Source organism: Streptomyces sp. NPDC048142, from assembly GCF_043202835.1.
GTDB lineage: Bacteria > Actinomycetota > Actinomycetes > Streptomycetales > Streptomycetaceae > Streptomyces.
The window spans coordinates 223,094-236,701 of the sequence record NZ_JBIDBC010000003.1 but is presented as its reverse complement, the minus strand read 5'-3'; the positions used below and the strand labels follow the sequence as shown (position 1 = coordinate 236,701).

At 70.7% G+C, this 13,608-nt stretch carries 13 protein-coding genes; 10 read left to right on the top strand and 3 right to left on the bottom strand.

The window, feature by feature from the left end:
* Nucleotides 1–320: 320 nt before the first annotated feature.
* The 6 genes from ACGF2Y_RS05980 to ACGF2Y_RS05955 all read left to right on the top strand — a co-directional run bounded on the left by ACGF2Y_RS05980 (nucleotide 321) and on the right by ACGF2Y_RS05955 (nucleotide 4,936).
* Nucleotides 321–758 carry a DUF3052 domain-containing protein gene (locus tag ACGF2Y_RS05980; protein ID WP_392943474.1) on the top strand — a complete coding sequence of 146 codons (438 nt, stop codon included), beginning with the start codon at nucleotides 321–323 and terminating at the stop codon, nucleotides 756–758.
* 218 nt (nucleotides 759–976) lie between these two features.
* Nucleotides 977–1,435 (top strand): peroxiredoxin, encoded by a 459-nt coding sequence (locus ACGF2Y_RS05975; protein ID WP_392943473.1) that lies wholly within the window; start codon nucleotides 977–979, stop codon nucleotides 1,433–1,435.
* A 138-nt stretch (nucleotides 1,436–1,573) separates the two neighbouring features.
* The gene (locus ACGF2Y_RS05970) at nucleotides 1,574–2,149 is read left to right on the top strand and encodes a TerD family protein (protein WP_030592959.1); all 576 of its coding nucleotides are present in this window, start codon (nucleotides 1,574–1,576) and stop codon (nucleotides 2,147–2,149) included.
* A 125-nt stretch (nucleotides 2,150–2,274) separates the two neighbouring features.
* Complete coding sequence (locus tag ACGF2Y_RS05965; protein ID WP_392943472.1) at nucleotides 2,275–2,850, top strand: TerD family protein; 576 nt, start codon at nucleotides 2,275–2,277, stop codon at nucleotides 2,848–2,850.
* Nucleotides 2,851–2,919: 69 nt separating this feature from the next.
* A complete protein-coding gene (locus ACGF2Y_RS05960; protein ID WP_392943471.1) occupies nucleotides 2,920–4,071 on the top strand; it encodes a DUF475 domain-containing protein in 1,152 nt (383 codons plus the stop codon).
* 130 nt (nucleotides 4,072–4,201) lie between these two features.
* Nucleotides 4,202–4,936 carry a Tellurium resistance gene (locus ACGF2Y_RS05955; protein WP_392943470.1) on the top strand — a complete coding sequence of 245 codons (735 nt, stop codon included), beginning with the start codon at nucleotides 4,202–4,204 and terminating at the stop codon, nucleotides 4,934–4,936.
* A 55-nt stretch (nucleotides 4,937–4,991) separates the two neighbouring features.
* On the opposite strand, the gene ACGF2Y_RS05950 is transcribed toward ACGF2Y_RS05955, so the two are convergent.
* Nucleotides 4,992–5,930, bottom strand: coding sequence for a TerD family protein (locus ACGF2Y_RS05950; protein ID WP_392943469.1), 939 nt, complete (start codon nucleotides 5,928–5,930; stop codon nucleotides 4,992–4,994).
* 220 nt (nucleotides 5,931–6,150) lie between these two features.
* Between ACGF2Y_RS05950 and ACGF2Y_RS05945 the strand changes: the two genes are divergently transcribed.
* The 4 genes from ACGF2Y_RS05945 to ACGF2Y_RS05930 all read left to right on the top strand — a co-directional run bounded on the left by ACGF2Y_RS05945 (nucleotide 6,151) and on the right by ACGF2Y_RS05930 (nucleotide 11,700).
* On the top strand, nucleotides 6,151–7,377 hold the full coding sequence (locus tag ACGF2Y_RS05945) for an HpcH/HpaI aldolase/citrate lyase family protein (protein ID WP_392943688.1): 1,227 nt from the start codon (nucleotides 6,151–6,153) through the stop codon (nucleotides 7,375–7,377).
* Between the two features lie 10 nt (nucleotides 7,378–7,387).
* The gene (locus ACGF2Y_RS05940; protein WP_392943468.1) at nucleotides 7,388–10,078 is read left to right on the top strand and encodes a phosphoribosyltransferase; all 2,691 of its coding nucleotides are present in this window, start codon (nucleotides 7,388–7,390) and stop codon (nucleotides 10,076–10,078) included.
* Nucleotides 10,075–10,902, top strand: a complete 828-nt coding sequence (locus ACGF2Y_RS05935; RefSeq protein ID WP_392943467.1) for an HAD family hydrolase — start codon at nucleotides 10,075–10,077, stop codon at nucleotides 10,900–10,902. The genes ACGF2Y_RS05940 and ACGF2Y_RS05935 overlap by 4 nt, the downstream gene beginning before the upstream one ends.
* 138 nt (nucleotides 10,903–11,040) lie before the next feature.
* On the top strand, nucleotides 11,041–11,700 hold the full coding sequence (locus ACGF2Y_RS05930; RefSeq protein ID WP_392943466.1) for an O-methyltransferase: 660 nt from the start codon (nucleotides 11,041–11,043) through the stop codon (nucleotides 11,698–11,700).
* Between the two features lie 34 nt (nucleotides 11,701–11,734).
* On the opposite strand, the gene ACGF2Y_RS05925 is transcribed toward ACGF2Y_RS05930, so the two are convergent.
* On the bottom strand, nucleotides 11,735–11,953 hold the full coding sequence (locus ACGF2Y_RS05925; protein WP_364881985.1) for a zinc ribbon domain-containing protein: 219 nt from the start codon (nucleotides 11,951–11,953) through the stop codon (nucleotides 11,735–11,737).
* A gap of 135 nt (nucleotides 11,954–12,088) precedes the next feature.
* The gene (locus ACGF2Y_RS05920; protein WP_392943465.1) at nucleotides 12,089–13,567 is read right to left on the bottom strand and encodes a hypothetical protein; all 1,479 of its coding nucleotides are present in this window, start codon (nucleotides 13,565–13,567) and stop codon (nucleotides 12,089–12,091) included.
* Nucleotides 13,568–13,608: the final 41 nt, after the last annotated feature.

The following is a 13,608-nucleotide window of genomic DNA, read 5'->3' as shown; positions in this document are numbered from 1 at the left end:
TACACGGCTGGGTGCGGGCAAACCGCAACCTTACGCCCAAGGCGTCCAAGCGTTCCCAAAGGCTGTTCGACTCCGATTGGCGGATCGAAACCGCATAAGCTGAGGAAGGACGTAAACGGATGGAGCGACTCGGGGAGACCTCGGGGAGCCGCCGTGGAGACAGCCGGAACGTGCGGTGACGTGGCAGGGAACGTCACCGTATAGGCGGTCTCGCACGCTGGGTACTTGCGCGATTCGCCGAGCCCGTGTGGACTACGGCCAACGCCCCGCGTACGCGCGTGGCTGCAGCATTTTCCGAAGACATGATCAGGAGGCAACCCGTGAGCGCGACCGCGGACCACGCGGAGGAGCGGACCAACCCGGCAGCACGCCTGGGGTTCGAGCCCGGACAAGTGGTCCAGGAGATCGGCTACGACGAAGACGTCGAGCTGGAGCTCCGTGAGGGCATTGAGGCCACTACCGGCCAGGAACTCGTCGACGAGGAGTACGACGACGTCGCCGACGTCGTCCTGCTCTGGTTCCGTGACGAGGACGGCGACCTTACGGACGCGCTGGTGGATGCCATTGGTCTGATCGAGGACGGCGGTATGGTCTGGCTGATGACGCCGAAGACCGGCCGTGACGGATACGTCGAACCGAGCGACATCAATGAGGCTGCCCAGACAGCCGGTCTCGCCCAGACCAAGAGCATCAGCGCGGGCAAGGACTGGACGGGCAGCCGTCTGGGCACCCCCAAGGGGGCCAAGGCCAAGCGCTGAACCACTCTCTGCACCACCTTTGGACCTGACGGCCACCTTCCCGCCCGCCGGGCGGGTGACGGCAGGCCCGAGGCCCTCACGGACGCACACAGCGCCCGTGGGGGCCTTCGTACGTCCACGGCCCCTCCGGAACCGGCCGGCGACCCCTGCGTAGGGTGGGTGTCACCCGGACGGACGCGGCCCGGGATGCGGAGAAGCGGCGAAGGGATACGTGTTCCATGACGATCGAGGTCGGCAGTCAGGCCCCGGACTTCCAGCTCAAGGACAACCACGGCCGGACCGTGCGGCTGTCGGAGTTCCGCGGTGAGAAGAACGTGGTGCTGGTGTTCTACCCGTTCGCCTTCACCGGCGTCTGCACCGGCGAGCTGTGCGCGCTCCGCGACGAGCTGCCCCGCTTCGAGAACGAGGACACCCAGCTGCTCGCCGTCTCCAACGACTCCATCCACACCCTGCGCGTCTTCGCCGAGCAGGAGGGCCTGGAGTACCCGCTGCTGTCCGACTTCTGGCCGCACGGGGAGACCTCGCGGGCGTACGGCGTCTTCGACGAGGACAAGGGCTGCGCGGTGCGCGGCACCTTCGTCATCGACAAGGCGGGCACCGTCCGCTGGAGCGTCGTCAACGGCCTGCCGGACGCCCGCGACCTGAACGACTACGTCAAGGCGCTCGAAGCGCTCTGAGACGATCTCCTGGCGACGCCCGGCCAAAAGCCTGTTTTGGCCGGGAACCGGTCACTAGGATCCAATCGTTGAACCGATGCCAACGAACGACGGGGACGCTGGTGTCTGCCGGCCCCTGAGAAAACTACTGGAGGACTCGTGGGAGTCAGCCTCAGCAAGGGCGGCAACGTCTCGCTGACCAAGGCCGCGCCCAACCTGACCGCGGTCATCGTCGGTCTGGGCTGGGACGCCCGCACCACCACCGGGGGTGACTTCGACCTCGACGCCAGCGCGCTGCTGACGAACCCCGAGGGCAAGGTCGCCGCCGACGGCAATTTCGTCTTCTTCAACAACCTGAAGAGCCCCGACGGATCCGTCGAGCACACCGGTGACAACACCACCGGTGAGGGCGAGGGCGACGACGAGGTCATCAAGGTGAACCTCGCCGGCGTCCCGGCCGACGTCGACAAGATTGTCTTCCCGGTCTCGATCTACGAGGCCGAGAGCCGTCAGCAGAGCTTCGGCCAGGTCCGCAACGCGTACATCCGCGTGGTCAACCAGGCCGACAACACCGAGCTCGCCCGCTACGACCTGAGCGAGGACGCCTCGACGGAGACCGCGATGGTCTTCGGCGAGCTCTACCGCAACGGCGCCGAGTGGAAGTTCCGCGCCATCGGCCAGGGGTACGCCTCCGGCCTGCGCGGCATCGCCCAGGACTTCGGCGTCAACGTCTGACGTTCTGGGCCCCAGGGGGGTGTCCGGACCAGATCCGGACACCCCCCTGACCGGGCGCTTTCGACGCCCGCCCCCGGGCGTCGAAAGCGCCCGGTCACGTTTAACACGACTCGGGGAGGACACACATGGGCGTCACGCTCGCCAAGGGAGGCAATGTCTCCCTCACCAAGGTCGCACCCAACCTCACCCAGGTGCTGGTCGGGCTCGGCTGGGACGCACGCTCCACCACAGGAGCCGCTTTCGACCTCGACGCCAGCGCACTGCTGTGCCAGTCGGGCCGGGTGCTCGGTGACGAGTGGTTCGTCTTCTACAACAACCTCACGAGCCCGGACGGCTCCGTCGAGCACACCGGCGACAACCTCACCGGGGAGGGCGACGGCGACGACGAGTCCGTCATCGTCCGGCTCGACGAGGTACCCGCCCACTGCGACAAGATCGTCTTCCCGGTCTCGATCCACGAAGCGGACAACCGGGGCCAGGCGTTCGGCCAGGTCAGTAATGCTTTCATCCGGGTGGTCAACCAGGCCGACGGCCAGGAACTGGCCCGCTACGACCTGAGCGAGGACGCCTCGACGGAGACCGCGATGATCTTCGGAGAGCTCTACCGGTACAACGGCGAGTGGAAGTTCCGTGCAGTCGGCCAGGGGTACGCGTCCGGCCTGCGCGGCATCGCTCTAGACTTCGGCGTCAACGTTTCATAACGCCGCGCACGGCGCGGGGGAGCCCCGACACACCGGGGGAGACCCTTACATAACACGATGGGGTAGCCAGTGGTTCTGAAAACCTTCGGCTGGTCGTTCGCGGTCACCGCGCTCGGCCTGGTCGCAGCGATCCTCTACGGGGGGTGGCAGGCTTTCGGCATCGTCGCGATCCTGTCCGTCCTGGAGATCTCGCTGTCCTTCGACAACGCGGTGATCAACGCCGGAATCCTGAAGAAGATGAATGCCTTCTGGCAGAAGATCTTCCTCACCATCGGCATCCTCATCGCCGTTTTCGGCATGCGGCTGGTGTTCCCCGTCGTGATCGTGGCCGTGAGCGCCCAGCTCGGACCGATCGAGGCCATCGACCTGTCCTTCAACGACCCGGACAGGTACAAGGAACTGGTCACGGACGCCCATCCGTCGATCGCCGCCTTCGGTGGCATGTTCCTGCTGATGATCTTCCTCGACTTCATCTTCGACGAGGACCGGGACATCCAGTGGCTGCGCTGGATCGAGCGTCCGCTCGGCAAGCTCGGCAAGGTCGATATGCTGTCGGTCTGCGTCGCGCTGATCATCCTGCTCATCACCGCCATGACCTTCGCGACCAACGCCCACCAGCACGGTGGCGGGCACGCGGACAAGGCGTCGACGGTCATGCTCTCCGGCATCGCCGGTCTGATCACCTATCTCGTCGTCGGCGGGCTCTCCGGATTCTTCGAGGGCAAGCTCGAAGAGGAGGAGGAGCGCGAGCACGAGGCCGAGGAAGAGGCCAAGAAGAAGGGCAAGCCCGTCACCGGGATCGCCCTCGCCGGAAAGGCCGCGTTCTTCCTCTTCCTCTACCTGGAAGTGCTGGACGCCTCGTTCTCCTTCGACGGCGTCATCGGCGCCTTCGCGATCACCAACGAGATCGTGCTGATGGCCCTCGGCCTCGGCATCGGCGCCATGTACGTCCGTTCGCTCACCGTCTACCTGGTGCGCGAGGGCACGCTCGACGACTACGTCTACCTGGAGCACGGTGCGCACTACGCGATCGGCGCGCTCTCCGTCATCCTGCTGATCACCATCCAGTACGAGATCAACGAGCTCATCACCGGTTCGGTCGGGGTGATCCTGATCGCCCTCTCCTTCTGGTCCTCGGTCAAGCGCAACCGTGCGCTCGCCGCGGAATCCGGTGAGGGCGGAGGTCCGGGAAGCAAGGCCGAAGTGTCCTCCGGGGTGTGACCCGGTAAGGATTGAGGAACGCTCTCTGCGGGGCGGCCCACACGGCGACGGCTCTCCGGGATCTCCCGGACCCGGCCCGGTGGCCGCCCCGCAGTGATGTCCGGGGCACGGGGAACAGGTGGGGGTTGGTATGGGATTCTTCGACGGCCTGTGGCCGGGGCGCGCGGCGCAGTTCGATTCGGGCAACTCGACGTCGAGCACCATCGTGCTGTCCAAACGGAACGCCACGCTCTCGCTCAACAAACAGGGCGCCCTGTCGGGCAACCTCCGGGTCAACCTCTCCTGGCGGATGCGGACCTCGGACATCGAGGGCCGCTCGCGCCAGAGCGGCAGGCTGCGGCACCCTCTCAAGCTCTTCCAGCCCGAGGTGGTCCAGGCGCACACCCAGGGCGTCGTCAACGTCGACCTGGACCTCGGCTGCATGTACGAGCTGACGGACGGCACCAAGGGGGTCGTGCAGCCGCTGGGCAACCTGATCGGCGACCTCAACAGCCCGCCCTACGTCCGGCTCAGCGGCGACGACCGGTTCGGCGCACCCTCGGGGGAGACGGTCTACGTCAACCTCGACCAGCGCGACCAGATCAAGCGGCTGCTGTTCTTCGTCTACATCTACGACCGGACTCCCGCGTTCGACCGGACGCACGCCAAGATCACGCTCTATCCGGGCAACGGCCCGCGCATCGAGATCGAGCTGGACGAACGCGCACCACAGGCCCGCTCCTGCGCGGTGTTCACCCTGGAGAACGTCAAGGACGAGCTGATCGTGCGCCGCGAGGTGAAGTTCGTGTACGGCTTCCAGTCGGAGCTGGACCGGCTGTACGGCTACGGCATGCAGTGGGGGCGCGGCTACAAGTCCCGGACCTGATCCGGGCAGCCGTGAGGGCTGGAGAGAGCGAACTCAGGAACCGGATCGGGGCGGCTCAGGACCGGACGAACTGCGGACCTTGTGGAGGCAGCACGAAATGGGGGTCGGGCGCGTGCGCGGCGGCTGCCGCGGGCTGCGGATAGCCGTACGCGGGCGGCTCGGCGACAGGCTGCGGATAGCCGTACGCCGGCTGGTGGGGTGCGGCGGCGGCAGCGGGGTACGCGACCGGGGGCGGATAGCCGTACGAAGGCTGCTGGTGCAGGACCGTGGCCTGGGCGTCGGGCCCGGTAGCCGGCGGCACGGCCACAGGCGGGGGCGCGGCGGCCGGGAGGGGCCCTGCGGCTGCCGGCGCGGCCTGCGCCTGGTTCACCGCCTGCGACGCCTGGTTCACCGCCTGCGCCTCGCTCGCGGGCTCCGACCCGTTCCCCGCCCCCGACTCGTCCGCGGCCTCCGACTCGTCCACCGAGATGCCGAAGGCGGTGGCCAGGCCGATCAGGCCGGTGGGATAGCCCTGGCCGACCGCGCGGAACTTCCATCCCTCGCCGCGGCGGTAGAGCTCGCCGCAGATGATCGCCGTCTCTTCCCCGGTCTCCGGCCGGACGTCGAACACCGCCAGCGGCTCGCCCTCGGCGAACGCGGCGTCGAACAGGAGTATCCGCAGGTCCGGGACCTGTTCGAAGGCGGCTCCGTCGGAGGAGGCCGCGATGACCACCTGGTCCACCGACGCGTCGAGCGCCCCGAGGTCCGCCTCGACCGTGTCCGTCAGCCCTTCCGGGACACTGCGCTTCGGGAGCCGCCGGACCAGGCCGGAGGGATGCCGGGGCTGGTTGTAGAAGACGAAGTCCTCATCGGACCGCACCCGGCCGGACGCACCGAGGAGCAGGGCGGAGGCGTCCACGTCGGGAACCCCGGCGCCCGGGGTCCAGCGCAGCACGGCCCGGACGGCCGCGGCTTCGACGGGGACGTTCGAGCCCTTCAGCATCGTGTGCGTCATGACCGTCATCCTGCCTGCTGGGAGCCCGTGCGGACAACGCGGGGGGCGGCACGACCGTGCCCGGCGGCGGCGCGGGCAGGGCGTGACGGTACCGCAGGAGGGGGTCGGACCAGGGCCGGGCAACCGGAAATTCATGTACATGGGGAACTGTTGACACCCGTCCGTACGTACTATTACCGGCCATGAGTTTGTTCGGCCGTCAGGCAGTTCGGGGAAAATGATGCGTCACTTCGGGCACATATCGCCCACTGCCCGCGCGGGCCTGTTCTTCCGGGAGCCCTGCACCTTCACCGCGGACTCCCCGGCACGGATGCTCTCCGTCGCCCTGGGAGCCACGCTCTACTCCCCGGCCACCCGCCCGTCGCTCGCCGACGACGTGCTGAAGCAGGCCGGGCGCGGCGTCGTCTCCATGGTGCTGTGCCTGGAGGACTCGATCGACGACGCCGAGGTGACCGAAGCCGAAGCCAATCTGATCAGGCAGTTCGCCGCGCTGGCTGCCCGGGACACGGACCCGGAGCCTGCTCCCGGGGGACAGGGCGACGCCGGGAGCACGACGGGCGCGGCGCGCGTCGATGTGCCGCTGCTCTTCATCCGCGTACGGGAACCGGCCCAGATCACCGACCTGGTGCGGCGCCTCGGCGACTCGGTCCGGATGTTGTCCGGTTTCGTACTTCCCAAATTCACCGAAGAACGGGGGCGGCAGTTCCTGGAGGCACTCACCGAGGCCGAGACGGCGTGCGGCCGTCGGCTCTTCGCCATGCCGGTCCTCGAATCCCCCGAGCTGCTCCATCTGGAGACGCGCGGCGAAATCCTCCAGGGCATCGCCCGCAGCGTCGACAAGTACCGGGACCGGGTGCTCGCCCTGCGGCTCGGCGTCACCGACTTCTGCTCGGCCTACGGACTGCGCCGCACCCCCGACATGACGGCGTACGACGTCCATATCATCGGTTCCGTGATCGCCGACGTGGTCAACGTGCTCGGCCGCGCCGACGGCACCGGCTTCACGATCACCGGCCCGGTCTGGGAGTACTTCCGCCGCCAGGAGCGCATGTTCAAGCCCCAGCTGCGCCGCAGCCCCTTCCTGGAGGGCCGGGCCGAGGAACTGCGTACGGCGCTCATCGAGCACGACCTCGACGGACTGCTCCGGGAGATCGAGCTCGACCGCGCCAACGGACTGCTCGGCAAGACCTGCATCCACCCGTCGCACGTGGCGCCCGTCCACGCCCTGTCCGTGGTCAGCCACGAGGAGTTCACCGACGCCCAGGACATCCTGAGCCCCGAGCGCGGGGGCGGCGGGGTGCTGCGCTCGGCGTACACGAACAAGATGAACGAAGTGAAGCCCCACCGGGCCTGGGCCGAGCGCACGCTCCAGCGGGCCGAGGTCTTCGGGGTGGCGAAGGAAGACGTCGGCTTCGTGGACCTGCTGGCTGCCGGCCTGACGAACTGAGCGCGCATCGATGAGCGAGCGCGCGACGAGAGAAGAGACCGTGGACGTGGTGTGGTCGGGCAACTGGGTGGCGGAGCGACTGGGAGTCGCCCTCGAAGGCGACGGAGATCTCCGGGAACTGCTGGGCCTGGCCCTGCGCCGCAACCCCAAGCGGGCGCATCTGCTGGTGTCCAACGTGCTAGGCAAGCACGTGCCGCAGCGGCCCTCCGTCGTCCACGGGGCCGGATTCGAGCTGGGTGAGCGGGTACGGGCGCTGCTCGGCGCGGAGGAGGCCCGCCGCGCGGTGGTCCTCGGATACGCGGAGACGGCCACCGGTCTCGGCCACGCCGTCGCGGACGGCCTGCGGGACGCCCCGTACCTGCACTCCACCCGGCGTCCGGTGGCGGGCGTCGAGCAGGCGGGCGGCTTCGAGGAGTCCCACTCGCACGCCACCTCGCACCTGCTGCTGCCCGAAAACCGCGACCTGGTGGCGAGCGACGGGACCGGGCCCGACGCCTCCGTGCTGGTGCTGGTCGACGACGAGTTCTCCACCGGCAACACGGTCCTGAACACCATCCGCGCGCTGCACGCCCTGCACCCGCGCGAGCGGTACGTCATCGTCGCCCTGGTCGACATGCGCTCGGCCGGCGACCGCGACCGGCTGACCGCCTTCGCCGCCGAGATCGGCGCCCGTGTCGACCTGGTGACCCGCAGCACCGGGACGGTCGCCCTGCCGGACGGCGTGCTGGAACGCGGCCAGGCCCTGGTCGCGGCCCAGGAAGCGGAGCAGGCGAAGGAGGAGGCGGAGCAGGAGGGACGGGTCGGTCAGGCGGGAGAGGCAGGGCAGGCTGGTCAGGCGGGGCAGGACGTCGAACGCGCTGCCTCAGCCCCCGCCCCCGCCCCTGCCTCAGCCCCCGCCTCCGTCCCCGCCCGCGCTTACGCCCGTGCCCCCGTCCCCGCCCGCGTCACCCGGGTCGACCTCGGCTGGCCCGGGGGCGTCCCCGACGGCGGCCGGCACGGCTTCACCCCCGCCCACCGGGCGGCCCTGGAAGCGGCGCTGCCGGCCATGGCGGACCGGATCGCGACCGCGCTGGGCGGCGCGCCGGGCCCGGCCGAGGGTCCCCGCCGGGTCCTCGTGCTCGGCTTCGAGGAGCTGATGTACGCCCCGCTGCGCCTCGGCACCGCACTCGAAGCCGGGCTGGGAGCAGAGGCCGAGGTCCGCTACTCCACCACCACCCGCTCGCCCGTCCTGGCTGTCGACGACCCCGGCTACGCGATACGCACCCGCCTCGTCTTCCCGGCCCACGACGACCCGGCGGACGGTCCCGGCGACCGGTACGCGTACAACGTGGCGGGCGCCGGCTTCGACGCCGTGGTCGCCGTCGTCGACTCCACCGCCGACACCCCCGAACTGCACGCCCCCGACGGACTGCTGGCCCGGCTCGCCGAGCACGCCAGCCACGTCCTCCTCGCGGTCGTCCCTTCCTACGTCCCGGCCACGGCCGCTCCCACCGGCGTACCCGGCACCCGCACACCCGCCCCCGAACGGCAGGAGCCCGCCATGCTGCCCGAGCCCCTCCGAGGCCCCGACTTCTCCAGTTACGCGCCGGAGGACGTCGGCTGGCTGCTCCAGGACCTCTCGGACACCGAGCTGGAAGCGCCCACCGAGGAACGCGAGGAGGCCATCCAGAGCGGCGGCGCGCACTACGCGGAGTCGCTGCCCGTCGAGTACCAGCCGAGCGCCGAGTACCAGGCCCTGTTCACCGCCGCCCTGGAGGCCTCCGCCGCGCGCATCGCCCGCGCGGTGGGCACCGTCACCGAGACGGTCCTCGCCGAACGCGGACCGCGCCCCGTGCTCGTCTCGCTCGCCCGCGCCGGAACCCCGGTCGGGGTGCTGATGCGCCGCTGGGCCCAGCACCGGCACGGCCTGGACCTGCCGCACTACGCCATCTCCATCGTCCGGGGCCGGGGCATCGACGCCACCGCCCTGCGCTGGCTGGCCGCCCATCACGACCCGGCCGACGTGGTGTTCGTCGACGGCTGGACCGGGAAGGGCGCGATCACCCGCGAACTGGCGGCGGCGATAGCCGAGTTCGAGGCGTCGGGCGGACCCGCCGGCTTCGACCCGGAGATCGCGGTGCTCGCCGACCCGGGCGGCTGCGTACGGACGTACGGCACCCGCGAGGACTTCCTCATCCCCTCGGCCTGCCTCAACTCCACGGTCTCCGGCCTCATTTCCCGTACGGTGCTCCGCGCCGACCTGGTCGGCCCCGACGACTTCCACGGCGGGAAGTTCTACCGGGAACTGGCCGGGTCCGACGTCTCGGGCGACTTCCTGACCACGGTGACCGACCGCTTCGACGAGGTGGCCGGCCAGGTCGAGACCGAGGCCAAGGAGCTGCTCGCCGCCGACCGCGCCCCGACCTGGGAGGGCTGGGCGGCCGTCGAGCGGATCAGCGAGGAGTGCGGCATCCACGACGTCAACCTGGTCAAGCCGGGCGTCGGCGAGACCACCCGGGTCCTGCTCCGCCGGGTCCCCTGGAAGATCCTCGCCAAGCGCGGCGCGGGCGCGGACCTGGAGCACATCCGGCTGCTGGCCGAACAGCGCGGCGTCCCGGTGGAGGAGACCGACGACCTCCCGTACAGCTGTGTCGGCCTGATCCACCCCCGGTTCACACGCGGCGCGACGGGCGCGGACGGCAAGGCGGTGCAGGGCGCATGAGCGTGACTTCGCCCTCGTCGGCCACGCTGGTGGCCAGCGACCTCGACCGTACGCTGATCTACTCGGCGGCCTCGCTCGACCTGTCGATGCCGGACGCGGAGGCCCCCCGGCTCCTGTGCGTGGAGGTGTACGGCCACAAGCCCCTCTCGTACCTGACGGAGACGGCCGCCGCCCTGCTCACCGAGGTGGCGGACGCCACGGTCTTCGTGCCGACCACCACCCGTACCCGCGAGCAGTACCACCGCGTTCACCTCCCCGGCCCCGCCCCCCGGTACGCGATCTGCGCCAACGGCGGCCACATCCTCGTCGACGGCGTCTCCGACCGTGACTGGCAGACGCGGGTGGAGGTCCGTATCGCCGCCGAGTGCGCCCCGCTCACCGAGATCCGCGCCCACCTCGCCACCACCGCCGAACCGGCCTGGCTCCTCAAGGAACGGGCCGCCGAGGACCTCTTCGCCTACCTCGTCGTCGAACGCTCTTTGCTGCCCGAGGAGTGGGTGAAGGAACTGGCCGCCTGGGCCCGGCCGCGCGGCTGGACGGTTTCGCTCCAGGGCCGCAAGCTCTACGTGGTCCCGGCGCCGCTCACCAAGAGCGCCGCGATGCACGAGGTCGCCCGCCGCACCGGCGCCACGCGCACGCTCGCCGCCGGGGACTCCCTCCTCGACGCCGACCTGCTGCTCGCCGCCGACCTCGGCTGGCGCCCCGGCCACGGCGAACTGGCCGACGAGGGCTGGCGGGCCCCGCATGTGGTGGCCCTGGAGGAGCGGGGCTGGGCGGCAGGAGAGGAGATCCTGCGCCGGTTTCTGGCCGCTTCCGCTGCGTGAGGGCGCTGGATGCGCAAGGCTGGTGCGGGGAGCTGCGGACGGACGCGGCACCCCGCCACTTCACGTCACAGTCGCTCCACCACCCAGCCACTTCACGGCACAGCCACTCCACGACACAACCGAAGGAAGCGCAGTCGGATGACCAAGGGCAACGACACCACGATCACGGACGAGCTGTACGCCTACATGCTGGCCCACAACCCGCCGCTGGACTCGGTCCAGCGGGAGCTGGTGGACACCACGTACGCACAGTTCCCCGATCACGCGGGCATGCAGTCGGCCGAGGAGCAGGCCCCGCTGCTCGCCTTCCTCGTCCGGCTGGTCGGCGCCCGGCACGTGGTGGAGGTCGGTACGTTCACCGGGTTCAGCGCCCTGGCGATGGCCCAGGCGCTGCCCGCCGACGGCACGCTGATCGCCTGCGACATCTCGGAGGAGTGGACGGCGTACGGCCGTGAGGCCTGGGCGAAGGCGGGCGTCGCGGACCGGATCGACCTGCGCATCGCCCCGGCCCTGGACACCCTGAGCGCGATGCCCGCCGAGCCGCACATCGACTTCGCCTACCTGGACGCGGACAAGGGCGGCTACATCGCGTACTGGGAGGAGCTGGTGCCCCGGATGCGGCAGGGCGGGGTCATCGTCACGGACAACGTGCTCTTCCACGGCAGGGTCACGGACCCGGAGGCGACCGGCCCGGCCGCGGCGATCAAGGAGTTCAACGACCACGTGAGCGCCGACGCCCGGATGGACAGCATCCTGCTGACGGTCTCGGACGGCCTGACGCTGTCCCGCAAGAAGTAGCGCCCCTCCCGCGGTCGTGGTGCTGCCGCCGGGCTCAGCCGCAGCACCCGCCCCCGCAGCAGCCCCCGCCCCCACCGCCGCCGGACGGTGCGGGAGCGGACCCGGCGGCACCGCCCACGGCCACGGCGGACAGCAGTTTGACGGTGTCGTCGTGGCCGGCGGGGCAGGAGGCGGGGTCCGAGGACTGGGCCATGGGACGGCTGAGTTCGAACGTGTCTCCGCAGGTGCGGCAGCGGAATTCGTAACGAGGCATGGGCTCAGGCTAGAGCCATCGCGGCCCCGGCGGCTACGCCCCCTGATAGCGCGAGACTGCGGGCGGCGGCCGGTACCGCGTGTGTCGCTCGGGTTCGAGCACCGGCCGGACCGCGTGTCGCTCGCTCGGTCGGGCTCAGGCGCCGGCGCCGCGCGTCTCGCGGATGTCGGAGACGACCTGGGCGGCGGTCTGCCGCACGGCCTCGGTCTCGGTCAGAAAGTGCCAGTAGTCGGGGTGGCGCCCCTCCAGACCGGCGATGGCGCGTTCCAGCCGGGCCACGGAGTCGTCCAGCGGCCGGGCGTGCCGGGGGTCGGGCGTGTGCCGGCCGGCCATGGCGAGGCGCTGGGCGTCCCGCACCGCGAACCGGGTGCGCTCGATCTCCTGCTGCGGGTCCTTCGCCACGGCGTTCAACTGCCGCAACCGGTCCCCGGCGGCGGACACCGCCTCGTCCGTCGCGTTGAGCAGGGCGCGGACCGTACTCAGCCGGGACGTGGCGTCCGCCCAGCGCTGCTCGTCGCGTGCCTTCGCCGCCTCGGAGAGCTTGTCCTCGGCCTGCCGGACATTGACGGCGGCCTGCTCCGGGACGGGCTGGAGGTCCTGCCAGCAGGCGGCCGAGAAACGCCGCCGCAATTCACTGAGCACCGGCTCCACCGAGCCCGCCCGGGTGGTCAGGGCCTGGGCGCGGGTCCGCAGCGATACGAGCCGGCGGTCGATCTCGGCGGCCCGCTCGGGCAGTCGCTCGGCCTCGGCACGCAGGGCCTCCGCATCGCGCAGCACCACATCGGCCCGCTGGAGGGTCTCCGCGACGCCGTGCTTTCCCGCGCCCTGGTTCAGCTTGGTCAGCTCCGGGGCGAGCGCGGCGAGCCGGGCGGCGAGCTCATCGGCCCGCAGCCCTGCGGCCCGTACGGTGTCGAGGGCGTTGCTCGCTCCCAGGAGCGCCTGCCGGGCCCGCTCGACGGCGGGGGCGAGCCGGGCGAGCTGCGTCTCCGCGCTGCCCAGCAGGGGCCCGAGACCCTGGGCGAAGCGGTCCAGCTCGCCCTTGACCCGTACGAGGTCGTCCTTGGCCCGGGTCAGCTCGGTGCGGGCTCGGGCGGCGACGGCGGGCTCCAGATCGTCCCGGTCCAGGTCATGGCTGTCGACGGCGGTGATGTAGGCGTGACTGACCTCGTCGATGCGCCGGCCGAGTGCGGCGAAGTCCTCGGAGGCCTTACGTCCGCGTGAGGAGCTGTCCACGGCGTTGATGGTCTCGATGGAGATCCTGAGATCGCGCTGGGCGCTGTCCAGATCGTAGAAGGCCTCGGCGGCGGCGTCCTTCGCGGCCTGCGCCTCGGCCCGCTGATTCTCCCCGCGCCCGCCGAACCACCGGCGGGTACCGCCACCGGCGAAGGCGGCGGGCAGCGCGGCGAGCAGGAGGGGCACGGGCAGCAGCATCAGCGCCAGAAAGTCCCGGCCCCCGGCTCCGCCCCGACCGCCGGAGCCCCGGCCCCCGGGTCCGCCCCGACCGCCCGGCATCCGCGACCTCCCGGAGGCGCGCTGCCCCGGCAGACCCTCACCACTCTGGACGGCGGAACTTCCACCCGCTCCTGTCTCCGGCCGCGCGTGTGTCGCCGTCACATCCCTCTCCCGTGCCGATTCGCCCTGCCCGGTACATTCTC

Excerpts from the sequence above, each read along its gene's own strand:
- ACGF2Y_RS05930 (WP_392943466.1), top strand. The coding sequence starts at position 11,041 with ATGACCAAGGGCAACGACACCACGATCACGGACGAGCTGTACGCCTAC.
- ACGF2Y_RS05925 (WP_364881985.1), bottom strand. The coding sequence starts at position 11,953 with ATGCCTCGTTACGAATTCCGCTGCCGCACCTGCGGAGACACGTTCGAA.
- ACGF2Y_RS05955 (WP_392943470.1), top strand. The coding sequence starts at position 4,202 with ATGGGATTCTTCGACGGCCTGTGGCCGGGGCGCGCGGCGCAGTTCGAT.
- ACGF2Y_RS05965 (WP_392943472.1), top strand. The coding sequence starts at position 2,275 with ATGGGCGTCACGCTCGCCAAGGGAGGCAATGTCTCCCTCACCAAGGTC.
- ACGF2Y_RS05945 (WP_392943688.1), top strand. The coding sequence starts at position 6,151 with ATGCGTCACTTCGGGCACATATCGCCCACTGCCCGCGCGGGCCTGTTC.
- ACGF2Y_RS05935 (WP_392943467.1), top strand. The coding sequence starts at position 10,075 with ATGAGCGTGACTTCGCCCTCGTCGGCCACGCTGGTGGCCAGCGACCTC.
- ACGF2Y_RS05940 (WP_392943468.1), top strand. The coding sequence starts at position 7,388 with ATGAGCGAGCGCGCGACGAGAGAAGAGACCGTGGACGTGGTGTGGTCG.
- ACGF2Y_RS05975 (WP_392943473.1), top strand. The coding sequence starts at position 977 with ATGACGATCGAGGTCGGCAGTCAGGCCCCGGACTTCCAGCTCAAGGAC.
- ACGF2Y_RS05950 (WP_392943469.1), bottom strand. The coding sequence starts at position 5,930 with ATGACGCACACGATGCTGAAGGGCTCGAACGTCCCCGTCGAAGCCGCG.